Genomic DNA, 13,193 nt, shown 5'->3' on the forward strand with positions numbered 1-13,193 from the left:
TCATAAAAAACGTGCAAAAAAGGCGTTTAACCGCTCTCTTCTGGGCAGGCCTTCGTTGTCCCCGGCCACCATCACCTGCATTGCGCCGATTGCGTTCCCCCGGCGTACTGATTCCAAAAAATGCAATCCTTCGAGTCGTCCGCTTAAGACTCCTGCCGCGAAGCCGTCTCCCGCACCTACAGTGTCTACCACCTTTTCCACAGGATATCCCGGTACCATATGCCGTTCTTTTCCCTTGCAGGCATACGCGCCTCCGCTTCCCATTTTGATGATAACGGTACGCACGCCGCTTTCCTGGTAAAAATCCGCAATTCCATCCGGATCGCTCCTGCCGGTTAATATACGGCCTTCCTCAAGTCCGGGAAGCACCATATTTGCATGGGAAGCAAGATCATTGAGCGTTCGTACCATCACATCGTTGTTATGCCATAGTTGCGGCCGAATATTCGGATCAAATGAAATATAGACGCCCTCCAGTTTCGCCTTTTGTATAAGCCTGTAGGCTGCCGCACACGCGCTTTCGGAAATCGCCGGGAGGATTCCCGTCATATGCACGATGCGTACGTCCTTGAAATCAACGTGCTCTACATCTGCCGGCGTAAGATAAGCCGCTGCGCTGTTTTTTCGATAATATTCCTGCACGGGTTCTCCTGAACTAACCCGGCTTTTCATCACAAGACCGCTCTGATGTTCCTTGTCAAACGTAATAAAATCGCACCCCAGCCCTTCACGCTCAAGTGCACGATAAATATATTTTCCAAACGGATCAATCCCAAGTTTTGTGATATAAGTGACCTCGTGCCCAAGCCGGCGAAGCCCAATGCCGACGTTCACTTCCGCACCTGCAAGCGACCGTGTGAAATGCGACACATCTTCGAGTGCGCCTTCCTCGTCGGCATGGAATAAAGCCATTGGTTCTCCCATTAAAATTACGTCCGCCACTTTGGTTCCCTCCTTCTGGAAATCAGTGTTTAGCTCTTATTGTCCCGTCTTTATCATGTCCTAATTTATCCTGCGGATACAGACAAAAAACCGGCGCATACAGCGCCGGTTTTCCCTTTCACAATTCATTTAAAGCATCCTGGCAAATCGGGGTAATTCCATGTTTTGTTAGTACCTCAATCGCCTTCTCGTTATCTTCTACCCGGAAAATCATGTAGGCAGTTTCTTTTTTCCTCGTAATAAACGCATATGTGTATTCAAGATTCACGCCATTCTCGCCGAGAATCGTAAGGAGCTTCGTCAGCCCGCCCGGTTCGTCCGGGATTTCAACCGCAAGCACAGGCGTAATCGAGCAGATATATCCCGCATCCTTCAAAACGCACGCCGTCTTATAGGTATCGTCTACAATTACACGCAGGATCCCAAAATCTTTAGTGTCCGCGACGGACATTGCCCTCATATCAATATGATTCTCGTTCAATACCTTTACAAACTCGGCAAGTTGATTCGGTTTGTTTTCCAAAAAAACGGAAATCTGTTTGACTGTCATAGTAAGGCCCTCCCTCTTTAGTAGAGATTGCGTTTATCAATCACGCGTACTGCTTTGCCCTCGCTGCGCGCGATGGACTTCGGCGCGACAAGCTGCACCTTTGCATAAATTCCCAACATTGCCTTAAGCGCCGCAATCAGTTCTTCCTCCCGCTTTGCAATTTGCCCCAGCGAGTCGGAGAACATCTCCGGTGTCATTTCCACCTGCACTTCCAGCTTATCGCTGTTGTGCTCCCGGCTGACCGTAATCTGGTAATTGGCCGGATAGCCTTTATTGAGAAGCACCGTCTCAATCTGCGACGGGAACACGTTCACGCCCTTCACGATCAACATATCGTCGCTGCGTCCCATGGGCTTTGTCATCTTCACATGCGTTCTGCCGCATGGGCATTCTTCATGGCTTAAGACACAAATATCACGCGTACGGTACCGAAGAAGCGGAAATGCCTCTTTTGTAATGCTTGTAAATACCAGCTCGCCTTTTTCCCCGTCCGGGAGAACTTCGCCTGTCTGCGGATCGATGATCTCCGCAATAAAGTGATCTTCATTGATATGCATGCCTGTCTGCGCGCTGCACTCGAAGGACACACCGGGCCCCGAAATCTCCGTAAGGCCATAAATGTCATACGCCTTGATACCAAGTTTATTTTGAATGTCCTGCCTCATTTCCTCGCTCCATGCTTCCGCGCCGAAAATGCCTGCTTTCAGTTTGATTTGCTCCTGCAATCCCCGCTCGCAAATCGTTTCGGCAAGATAGGCTGCATAGGAGGGCGTGCAGCATAAGATCGTGGAACCTAAGTCTATCATAAACTGGATCTGCCGATCCGTATTTCCCGAAGACATCGGAAGCGTAAGCGAGCCAACCTTGTGCGAGCCGCCGTTCAGTCCAGGGCCGCCTGTGAATAGCCCGTACCCGTAGCTGACATGTACGACGTCATCCTTTGTTCCTCCTGCCGCCATGATTGCCCGGGCGCAGCAATCGTCCCACAGGTCGATATCATGCTGCGTGTAAAACGCCACCACGCGCCGCCCTGTCGTTCCGCTTGTGGATTGGATACGCACCGCCTCGGAAAGCGGTACAGCCAAAAGGCCATAGGGATATGCATCCCGAAGGTCGTCCTTGGTAATAAAAGGCAGCTTATGCAAATCATCTGCCGATTTTATATCCGCAGGAGTTACGCCCTTTTCTTCCATCATATTTCTATAATATGGCACATTGTCATATACATGCTTCACCGTATGTACCAGACGTTCATCCTGCCACGCACGAATTTGCTCGCGCGAGGCGCATTCGATTTCCGGTTGATAATAATGCTCCATTCCCCTTTATCAGTCCTTTCTTGTTTTCTTACTCTTCTATGATACCATTTCAATGTTTTCCCGCAAAGACATTTTTTCTTTCAAACGTTGCATTTTTCTACCTTGCCTTCCACGTTGCCGGCACAAGAAGCATCAGCATGGGAAAAATTTCCAAACGTCCAATCAGCATATCTGCCGAAAGCACCAGTTTGCTGAATCCGGAAAACGCAGAATAATTTCCCATCGGTCCCACAAGGTCAAGACCCGGGCCAATATTGTTCATGCAGGAAACCACTGACGTAACCGTCGTTTCCAGGGAAAAATTATTGATTGAAATCAGCAGTACGGAAATTAAAGCGATAAGAATATACGCAGTCAGGTAGCTATACACCCCGCGCACGGTGTCTTCCTCTACGGTCCGGTCATTCATTTTGATCAGCGCGACAGACCGGGGCCTCAAAAGCTTGCGGACGTCGCGCACAAAAGACTTTCCAAGCAGCACAACCCGCGCGGTTTTAACGCCTCCGCCCGTCGAACCGGCGCAAGCCCCGAGCACCATAAGAATTACAAGGATCGTCCGCGAAAGCTGTGGCCACGTGTTGAAGTCCACGGTGGCAAATCCGGTAGTTGTCATGATGGATGCAACCTGGAAGGCTGCATGATGGAAACTTTCCCCAATATTTGCAAACATGGGCAGCACATTGAACGTAATCAGGAGAATTGACCCGAGAAGCAGGCCAATATATACCCATAACTCTTCATTGCGCAATATCTTATAGTATTCACGCATAATAAGCAGAAAGAAAATATTGAAATTAACCCCAAACAGGATCATGAATACGGTGACAACCGACTGCAGATAAGGACTGAAGCTCGCCATGCTGTCGTTCAGCACACCAAAGCCGCCGGTGCCCGCGGTTCCGAACGCGGTGGTCACGCTTTCAAAAAGCGGCATTCCCCCGGCAAGCAGCAATATAATTTGCAAGAGCGTCATACCCACGTAAATTGCATATAGTATTTTAGCTGAATTATGCATGCGCGGTACGAGCTTATCTACCTGCGGGCCCGGGCTTTCCGCACGTAATATATGCATTGTATTTCCGGAATTTTTCGCAAGCGGCATAATCGCGAGCACGAACACCAGCACGCCCATACCACCCAGCCAATGGGTAAAACTGCGCCAATACAAAAGACTCATTGGCATCGCCTCCACATTGGTCAGTATGCTCGCGCCCGTTGTCGTAAACCCGGAAACCGTTTCAAACAGGCTGTCTATAAAACTGGGGATCGCGCCGCTGACCCAAAACGGCAGCGCACCGAAAATGGATACCACAAACCACGCGAGCGCGACAATAATGAAGCCCTCGCGGGCGTAAAAAACTTTCTTTCTCGGTTTTTTCAGTAAGGTCAGTAAGCTGGCGCCAAGCAGTGCCGCGATGGCTGCGAGAAAGCCAAAAGCAGCCATATCTTCGCGCTGCGCAAATGCAATGATGAGCGGCGGAACCAGCAATACCGCCTCGACGCGCATAATGAGGCACAATACATACAGGACCATGCGGCGGTTCATTCGTGCCCCTCCTTGAAACGAAAGCGGTCTTCCTGCTCGTCAAAAATGTCATTCAGGTCGTGGACAATTTTTTCTGCCGTCGTTACCACAATCACGGTATCGCCTAATTGTATGGAATCAGCGCCGCTTGGAATAATGATCTCTCCCTGCCGGCTGATACAGGCAATCAAAATATCGTTTTTCAAGCGAAGTTTGGTAAGCGTCGTGCCGAGATGCCACGTGCTTTCATTTGCCTTAAATTCAAGCGCCTCCATACGTCCGCCTACAATCCGGTGGAGCGTAATGATGGAATCCTCCGTTGTATTATGCATCGCGCGCACATACCGTACAATCTCATGGGAGCATAGTTCCTTGGGGCTGACAACACACTCAATTCCCCGGTCGCGGAATACTTCATGATATTCTGTCCGGTTGATTTTCGTAATGACTTTAGATACGCCTGCAAAATCGGCATACATCGAAATGATAAGGTTTTCCTCGTCAATGTTTGTAAGTGTAACGACTGCATCCGTATCGCCGATCCCTTCGGAATCGAGGACGCCCCGTTCCGACCCGTCCGCTTCAATAATCGTCGCACGGGGTAAGGCCTCCGCAAGAAGCAGGCAGCGCTCAGGGTCAATTTCAATCATTTTCACATTTACCCCGGATGCGATCAGGTCCTCTGCAAGATAATAGGCAATATTTCCGCCGCCCACAATCATCACATTCCTGATTTTTCGCCGTTCCAGGCCAAGATTATGGATCAGTTTCGCAAGATCTTTCGATGAAGCTGTTACATATAATTTATCGTGTTTATGCAGTTTGAAATTCCCGTCGGGAATGAGTACGTTGTCGCCGCGCTCTACGGCGCAAACAAGCACTTTGACCCGCGCTGTTTTATAAAGCTCGGCAAGTTTTTTACCGGTTAATTTGCTTTCTCCGCGCACTTCAATTTCAACGATTTCTACACGTCCTTTTGCAAATGAGTCACGCTGCAGAAAAGACGGGAACTGAAGCAGCCTAAAAATTTCGCTTGCCGCAGCAAGCTCTGGATTTACCATCATGCTCAGGCCGAGCTCGTCCTTCAGGAAATAGAGCTGATGGGCATATTCTGGATTGCGCACACGCGCTATCGTATGCGGGCATCCAAGTTTGCGGGCAATAATACAGCATAGGAGATTAATTTCATCTGCGGAGGTCGCGGCAATCAGGAGGTCGCTGTGTTCCACATCAGCCAATTCCTGCACTTTCAGCGTCGCTCCATTGCCATGTACTACCATAACGTCCAGCGCTTCCACGGCATCCCGCAGGACTGCTTTGTTGCTGTCGATTACGACAATATCGTGACCTTCTTTTGCCAACTGCTCTGTCAGCGCAGAACCAACCTTTCCGTCGCCGACGATCGCAATTCTCATGATGTGGATCTCCATTCAAACTTATATTGTTTCTGGGGAAGGGTTGACGGTCAACTGTATTCACACCGCTAATCCAGCACATCTGATTCTATCACAAACCTTATCTGCGGGCAATACTGATTTCCGCTTTATCCGGTATGTTTTCGGTCTTTGCCGCTTCACCTATGCCGACGGCGGCAATGGCGGCGCAAAAAGATATCATATCCCGGCCCTGTTGCCAAGCTTAAACATAGGAACGTGCAGAAATATCCTATCCGCAAAAATTTTCCATAAATGGGATGTCTTCGCCAAATCTTTTCTATCATCTATCAGTACGCATCCCCGCCATGGAATCCGCTCTCTCCGCCGGGCGCGCAAAAATTATTCCGGGGAAAACGGCAATATCCATCCCGCGTCTGCCATAATGCCGTTTGCGCGAACGCACATTGGATCTGCTGACGCCCCCTCTCTTCCTAGCTTTTTATAAGCCGGACAGCATCAATTCATCCGTTCTGGCTGAGCATCTCCATGGCGGCCTGAAGCTGGGCATCCTCCTCCGGGGAAAGTGGAGCATCGGGATCACGGAGCGGGTCCATTTCCACAGTAATGTCAGGCTCAAGGCCATGTCCCTGGATAGGATACCCATTTTTCGTAAAATAGGCCGTTGTCGTAAGCCTGACCACACTTCCATCCCCCACTGGGAACGTTTCCTGGACAATCCCTTTTCCAAAAGTTTTGGTTCCCACCAACAGGGCCCTTTCATAGTCGCGCATTGCGCTTGAAAAAACTTCTGCCGCACTCGCAGAATTTTCGTCTACGAGTATTACCGCCGGCAGATTCACTTCATGCCCGTCTTTCCCTTCATAAACACTCTGCTTTACTCCGTTTTTGTCTGCCGTATAAACAAGCAACCCATCCGGCAGAAGATAATCCAGCATATCAACGGCACTGTTGAGACTTCCTCCCAGATTGCCGCGCAAATCGTATACAATCTGTTCAGCGCCTTGTCCAAGCAGGTCATCCACAGCCTGCTTAAACTGCTCCGCCGTTTCTGTTTGAAAGGAAGTTACCTGTATATATCCTGTTTGCTCTTCAAGCATTTGGTGGAAGACCGTTTGGGTAACGATTGGCTCGCGGACAATTTCGAAATCATATTCATGATTCTCCGAAGGCCGCCATACTTTCAGAGAAAGAACGCTTCCTTCCGGTCCGATTCCATACGTTTCAATCAGGTCTCCCAGTTCCATTTGCGTAACGTCATTTCCATCCATCTCAAGGAAAACGTCCCCTTCCTGCACTCCTGCTTTCTCCGCCGGTCCGTTGGGTTCTACGCTTACGACCGACGTTTCGAGCGTATCCGGATCCTGCGTTACCGTCGCACCCATCCCGCAATAATTTCCATTCATTTTACGTTGATAGGCTGCATATTCGTTTGCATCCATATAGTAGGAATACTGGTCTCCAAGACCGCCGATCATTCCCTGGTAAATATAATATTCTTCGTTTTCCGCATCTTCTTCAAAATAAAAATGTTCGTCAATTAGGGCCTGTATCTTTTCCATCTTGCCGAAAACAGGATATAAATTGAGGTTGCTTCCGGTTGCTTTTGGTGCGCTTCCTGATAATGTTATGATCATAAAGAGGGCTGCAAGAAATACGGTTCCGCCGGCAAAACCCTTCCAATATCCTTTTCGTTCCATACACGCCTCCTGCCGATGTTTTGCGATGATTCTATTTTACTACCAGCAGCTACGGATTTCTACGCACAGATCCATATTTTCATTTTTTTCAATTCCTGCCTTCCTAAAATCCGGGAATTTCGCTCCGCGTCTTTACCAGAAATATCACATTCAGCTTTTCACGTATCTTTGAAGTATTCTGAATAATGCAGGCGTATCAATCGGCTTTGTTAAGTATTCATCCATCCCGGCTTGCTTTGCAGTCTCTATTTCTTCCTGAAAAGCATTTGCGGTCATGGCAATGATCGCAACGGACCGGGCATCTTTTTTCTTAAGCCCCCGTATTCTTTCCGTTGCCTCCAGACCGTCCATAACCGGCATACGAATATCCATCAAAATTGCCTTAAAATGCCCTTCCGGAGCTACGGTAAATTTATCGAGCGCTTCCTGCCCATTGACGGCGGTTTCCACGCAAAATCCCTTCATCTCAAGCAATGCCTGCGCAATTTCCAGATTAATTTCGTTGTCTTCTACCAAAAGAATGTTTTCCCCTTGGAAACTAAGTCCGTTTACGGATTCAGTAAATTCTTCCATTTCCCATTCTTTCTGTTCGGCCGCCGCCGTTTTATTATGAAGTGGGAGTTCAACCTGAAAGCGGCTTCCTTCGCCCAGAGTACTCGATGCATAGATTTGGCCGTGCATAAGGTGTACCAAATTTCTCGTAATCGTAAGGCCCAAGCCCGTCCCCTGGAATACCCGCCCGCTGTCCGGGTTCTCCTGCTCAAAGGGATCGTACAATTTATCCAGGAATTCCTGAGACATACCAATTCCGTTATCCCAAACTTCAAACCGTATCATGGTCATATCATTACGGGAATGTTTCGCCGAAATCAGCAGGCCGATTTCTCCCCCTTCCTGGGTATATTTGATGGCATTTCCCAAAAGGTTCATGAGCACCTGATTTAAACGAAGCATATCTCCGATATAAACGTCTCCGACGTTTGGGGAAACTTTGATATGCAGGGTCTGTTTTTTTTGGTTGATCTGTGTCTGCAGCACTGCCGACAGGCTGTCCGTTAAATCTTCAATGCGGAAAATCCGGTTTTCAATCTGCATCTTTCCACTTTCAATTTTCGACATATCCAGAAAATCATTAATCAAGCTTAATAAAAAGTGCGCCGAAATTCCAATTTTCTCCAGACACTCTTTTGTTTTGGCATTCTCCACATGCATGGCGGCGATATTTGTCATTCCAATGATTCCATTCATAGGCGTCCGAATATCATGGGACATGCGGGAAAAAAAATCCATTTTTGCTTTATTGGCGCTCTCCGCCAGATACAAGGCATCCACCAGGGCTGCGTGTTCCCTCTCTTCAGCTTTTTTGGCATCATCCAAATCTTTGAGATACATCATAATCGTAAACCACTTATCGTCCCGCCGGATTACTTGCGCTTGCATGGAATGCCACCGGTAGGTTCCATCCGGCATTTTCCTTGGCGCTTCCAGATAGATCTCCTGCTTTCCTTGAGCAAATGCTTCGTACAGAGCCTGTACGGAAAAACGTTCCCGGTAATCTTCTTTATATTCGGGATGTATGATCTCTTCTGCTACATGTGTAAAATGTTCTTCCAGTGTGCATTGCGCCGGTTCTTTCTTGAGCGTACCTAAGGTATTTTTCCAGCGATACAGCATCCCGGTATTGAGGTCTCCCTCGTATACGGTTCGATACAACCGCGCAGTGGCTGCCGCGAGTCTGCGGTTTGTATTTTCTTCTTCCTCCTGAGCAACTTTCAGTGCATGGATATCACGGTAAGTGAGAATAGCCTTGATGTCATCCCCAACCTTATTTTCGATCGCCACTACCGTCATTTCAACCCAATGATAGGTTCCGTCAGGCGCAAGCCTGCGTATTTCGCGGCTGATTTTCCGATGGCCCGCTTGCAACTGGCGGCGTATTCCCTTCAGCGAAAAAATGTTACGAAAGGCGGCACGGTCTTCAGGATGTACGGTTTTATCACAGTACGCTTTATTGGCTGGTTCAAATAACCCTTCCCGCGCAACATCGCCCCATGTTTCGTTGGTTTTCCTTGCGACAAAAGTCCCCTCTGTTACATTCAGCGTAATGCACTCATCCAGCAATGCCGTAATTCCCATTGTAAACTCTTCTTTATCCTGTTCCATTTGTTTTTGGTTGTCAATTGTCCTCACTAACACCATGGCAGCAATTCCGTCAGAATAGTCGGTACGGACTACTGTAGTGGAAACCCAATGATACAACCCATCTTCTCCTTTGCGGCGGCACTGGAAATGAATCGACCCTTTTTCCGCCAATCGTTTTGTCAGGCGTTCGCAGTTCATATTTTTCCGGTATAGCTGCTTATCTGCCGAATGAATATAAGGCAGGGCCGATTGTTCAAAAAACATTTTGTTGCTGTTGGCAATCCGCTGGTATTTGTTGTTACTTTTTCGGTATACGATCTTATTCTTTTTCAGGTCTACATAGAGAACTTCGTCATAAATGCGATTCAGTGCTACCTCCAGCGTTTCATTTGCAATGCGCTCTTTAAATTTTGCATTTCGGATTGTCTGTATATCGCGCAATGCCATAAAAATCATATTCCTATCCTGCCGGAAATAAGAAAAAGTCATACTTTTCCAGCGATATTCCCCGCTATGCTCAGCCATCCTGAAATATACATTATATTCATCGTCTTCTGCTTTCAGCCGCGAAAGAATTTCTTCAGGTTTTAATTCCTTTTCCACTCTTTCCCGGTCTTCCGGCAACACGAACCGCGCAATAAACAGCCTGATCTGCGTATGAAAATCATGAATCCCCGTCTTATAAAACGGACTTCCCTTTGATTGATAAGGACAATGGCATATCCATGTTTTCGGTTCCAAGATTGCCATCATCTGATAATCCTTATTACATACAAAATCAAACATTCGTTGCAGGAATTCGCTCTTGTTTTCATTTTCTTTGATCTTATCGATATTGCGCAGGGTTCCTATCACACGTAAAATTTTATCCCCCTCGCGCAAAGCATCTCCCTGAAAAAAATACCATACGAATTTTTTCGTCCCGGGGCGGCGCAGACGTATTTCCATACGTCTGCTATCTCCCTGCATAATCTTTCGAACCGATGGAATATCATCTGGATACACGATATCGTACTTCTCAAGATCCCGCAAATAGTGAACAAGGCAATTTTTCTCTCCAAGCGGTGCGCCGGATGTGCTTTCGTTATTTTGGTAAACGTAAAAAGTATCTGTTTCATTAACATATTCAAACAAAACATCCGCTGAGGTTTCTACCGCCACGCGATATCTTGCCTGCTCCTTTTCCAGTTTGATTTGCGCTTCCTTTTGTTCCGTAATGTTGACGACAACAACCAAATAAATCGGTTTCCCTTTTTGCTCACCTATCTTTTTTCCTTCTACATGCACCCAAATGAAACGGCCATCCGTTCGCTTCATACGGTATTCAGTAAAAATGGAGCAATCTTTTTCCACCTGTTCCCGCAGTAAAACCCGTATGTTATCCCGGTCTTCAGGATAAACCAGCGAAATCCAATTCCCGCACTGTTCCGGGGTTGTTCCCAACATATCGTAAAAAGTTCCGTTTGCCTCCTGAATTGTCATGTCTTCATCAATAACAATTTTGGCAACGCCACCTGGCATACTATTATAGGTTACCTCCCTCTCAATTTCCATCTGTTTCCGTTTTGTAATATCCAGGATGGTACCAAAATAAACCGGCCAACCGTCTTGCTCCCCGATACATCCGGCCTGCACCTGGAGCCAGGTCATATTTCCGTTCATAACAAACGGAATTTCCAGATCCACATTCTCGCGGCTGGCTCCTGCTTTGCAAATCAACTCGGTATATTCCTTTGCCCGGCGCGGCGGCACACCCAGGAATATGGTTTCCCGGTAGTCGTCCAGCTTTGTATCAAAAAATTCAAAATACTTTCGGCTTGCCTCCAGCAGAAAAATATGGGAATCCGTCACCAGATATTTTCCCGTCATTCCTCCTGAATGCTCACAAGCGATTTTCAAAGAATTTTGCAGCTCCTCCTCTGTATTTTTAAGACTGTCAATATTCTGGCATAAGGTAATCTCCAGAATATCGTCGCTAAAGGGATTGTCTACCTGCATAACGCGCGTATTTGTCCAGTGGTACTGCCCATCATCCCCCATCTGGCGATGTTCCATATAGATTTCTCTTTTTCCGTCCGCAAAATTTTCAAGAAGCCGTTCCCTGCTGAATTTATTTCGGAATTCTTCTTTGAAATTAGGATGCATTGTTTCCACACCAATTTCAATCAGTTCATCAAAGTTCCCCTCTTCCGGCGCGGCTTTTGCGTCAAAATATTCATATTCAACCATAGCAAACCTGTTTCGGGTAAGATTCACCGAAATCACCATCGGATAGATTTGCGAGACTGCAGCCGCAAGCTGCAGCTTTTCCTGCTCCAGCTCAATCTCTTTTTCTGTTTGTATGTAGGGAGTAATCGAAATAATAAATGCCGGTATTTTATCCTCCCACATAATTCTTGTTGCCGAAATATTCACTGCCTTTCCAAACGGTTCATTATAGCTCACAGTTGTATTGCTTTCATTTTGGCCAATTTCGTGCAAAGGACAGTTCCGGCACATACCTTTCCACAGGTCATGACAAGCCCGCCCCAATTCTACTTCCGGCGTCACTTTACGCACCCGGTCATTAAAATACAGGATATGGTGGTTGTCTTGCCTAATCACGTAAATAGCCATGTCCGGCAAATGATTTAAGACCGTAATAAGGGCGTTTTCTTCCATTTTGATTTTCTCCACGTTAATTATTCTCGTCGATATCCGTTTCAGTTTTTGGCATAAATGTAGTCATTGTATATTTAAACTCCGGGACTTATCCAGTAACGGATTTTATTTTCGCCACTTTGGCTATGTTTGATTATTTTTGATTATTCAAGGGCATAGTCAACTTTTACAGATTTTAATCCGCGCTTCTATAGCATATGTTCTCTTTCTGTTATTGTAGTCATCGCGTATTTAGATTGTTTTGCGAGAGGCATAATTTAGGTAATCTCCTGAACTTGGCTACAAATTCCATAGGATGATATTTTCAGAATATATGTACTTCCAGCCGGAGATCCCCGTTGCTTTTTCACACAATTAGTGGATCTGGCGTCATTTTATAATCGGAGCCTGCTCGGGCATAGCCGAAAATTTATGATCTACTGGAAGCACACAACGAAAAAAGCACATCCCATCGAATGTGTTTTTAAAAAAAGTCCGAAGTCGTTGGCATTTGTAGTATTGATGTCAATTTATTTTACCAAGTTGGGGATTTTTCTTTTCCTTGTTAAATCTCTTTCTCTACCGCTGGCCGTGCCAATAGATTCAGAACAATCAAAAAGCCTGTAACATTTGTCATGTTACAGGCTTTTTTAAAATGGAATCCGGCAGCTACCAATCCTCCCACACCGTCTCCAGTGCAGTACTTTAGGCGTTTAAGGGCTTAACTTCTGTGTTCGGAATGGGAACAGGTGGATCCCCTTAGCTATCGCCACCGGAAATGGCTCCCCAGGTTGGGTTTGAACCAACGACCCTTCGGTTAACAGCCGAATGCTCTACCGCTGAGCTACTGAGGAATATTAAATTTTAATGAGTTGCAAAGCACACTCAAAACTGAATAGTAAGTCCGAAAGAGAAAGTCTTAAGTTATGTTAGACTGTCTATCAACTTTCGTTGATCAAGCCCTCGACCTATTAGTACTGG

The 13,193-nt window shown here is 46.8% G+C and carries 8 protein-coding genes, 1 tRNA gene and 1 rRNA gene; 1 reads left to right on the forward strand and 9 read right to left on the reverse strand.

Features of this window, described 5'->3' with window-relative positions:
• From H8S18_RS03585 to trkA, 5 genes are all read right to left on the reverse strand, one after another.
• Complete coding sequence (locus H8S18_RS03585) at window positions 1–942, reverse strand: sugar kinase (RefSeq protein ID WP_186856908.1); 942 nt, start codon at window positions 940–942, stop codon at window positions 1–3.
• A 118-nt stretch (window positions 943–1,060) separates the two neighbouring features.
• Window positions 1,061–1,492: an ACT domain-containing protein gene (locus H8S18_RS03590; RefSeq protein WP_186856909.1), complete on the reverse strand. Its 432-nt coding sequence runs from the start codon at window positions 1,490–1,492 to the stop codon at window positions 1,061–1,063.
• Window positions 1,493–1,509: 17 nt separating this feature from the next.
• Entirely contained in the window at window positions 1,510–2,811 is a 1,302-nt protein-coding gene (locus H8S18_RS03595) for a phenylacetate--CoA ligase family protein (RefSeq protein WP_186856910.1), read from the reverse strand.
• 97 nt (window positions 2,812–2,908) lie between these two features.
• Window positions 2,909–4,357 (reverse strand): TrkH family potassium uptake protein, encoded by a 1,449-nt coding sequence (locus tag H8S18_RS03600; protein WP_186856911.1) that lies wholly within the window; start codon window positions 4,355–4,357, stop codon window positions 2,909–2,911.
• A complete protein-coding gene (gene trkA, locus H8S18_RS03605; protein WP_186856912.1) occupies window positions 4,354–5,751 on the reverse strand; it encodes a Trk system potassium transporter TrkA in 1,398 nt (465 codons plus the stop codon). The genes H8S18_RS03600 and trkA overlap by 4 nt, the downstream gene beginning before the upstream one ends.
• Here trkA and H8S18_RS03610 point away from each other — a divergent pair.
• Window positions 5,750–6,217, forward strand: coding sequence for a hypothetical protein (locus H8S18_RS03610; RefSeq protein WP_186856913.1), 468 nt, complete (start codon window positions 5,750–5,752; stop codon window positions 6,215–6,217). The genes trkA and H8S18_RS03610 overlap by 2 nt on opposite strands.
• Window positions 6,218–6,233: 16 nt before the next feature.
• Here the strand turns inward: H8S18_RS03610 and H8S18_RS03615 are convergent, their stop codons facing one another.
• The 4 genes from H8S18_RS03615 to H8S18_RS03630 form a co-directional block, all read right to left on the reverse strand.
• On the reverse strand, window positions 6,234–7,430 hold the full coding sequence (locus H8S18_RS03615) for a S41 family peptidase (protein WP_186856914.1): 1,197 nt from the start codon (window positions 7,428–7,430) through the stop codon (window positions 6,234–6,236).
• A gap of 150 nt (window positions 7,431–7,580) precedes the next feature.
• Window positions 7,581–12,248, reverse strand: coding sequence for a PAS domain-containing protein (locus tag H8S18_RS03620; protein ID WP_207721632.1), 4,668 nt, complete (start codon window positions 12,246–12,248; stop codon window positions 7,581–7,583).
• A 624-nt stretch (window positions 12,249–12,872) separates the two neighbouring features.
• Window positions 12,873–12,989, reverse strand: a 5S ribosomal RNA gene (gene rrf / locus H8S18_RS03625).
• 2 nt (window positions 12,990–12,991) lie between these two features.
• A tRNA-Asn gene (locus H8S18_RS03630) sits at window positions 12,992–13,066 on the reverse strand.
• Between the last annotated feature and the right edge of the window lie 127 nt (window positions 13,067–13,193).

It is taken from the genome of Christensenella tenuis, assembly GCF_014287795.1.
GTDB lineage: Bacteria > Bacillota > Clostridia > Christensenellales > Christensenellaceae > Christensenella > Christensenella tenuis.

Coding starts and splice junctions, on each gene's coding strand:
- H8S18_RS03590 (WP_186856909.1), bottom strand. CDS start 1,492: ATGACAGTCAAACAGATTTCCGTTTTTTTGGAAAACAAACCGAATCAA.
- H8S18_RS03595 (WP_186856910.1), bottom strand. CDS start 2,811: ATGGAGCATTATTATCAACCGGAAATCGAATGCGCCTCGCGCGAGCAA.
- H8S18_RS03600 (WP_186856911.1), bottom strand. CDS start 4,357: ATGAACCGCCGCATGGTCCTGTATGTATTGTGCCTCATTATGCGCGTC.
- H8S18_RS03610 (WP_186856913.1), top strand. CDS start 5,750: ATGATGTGGATCTCCATTCAAACTTATATTGTTTCTGGGGAAGGGTTG.
- trkA (WP_186856912.1), bottom strand. CDS start 5,751: ATGAGAATTGCGATCGTCGGCGACGGAAAGGTTGGTTCTGCGCTGACA.
- H8S18_RS03615 (WP_186856914.1), bottom strand. CDS start 7,430: ATGGAACGAAAAGGATATTGGAAGGGTTTTGCCGGCGGAACCGTATTT.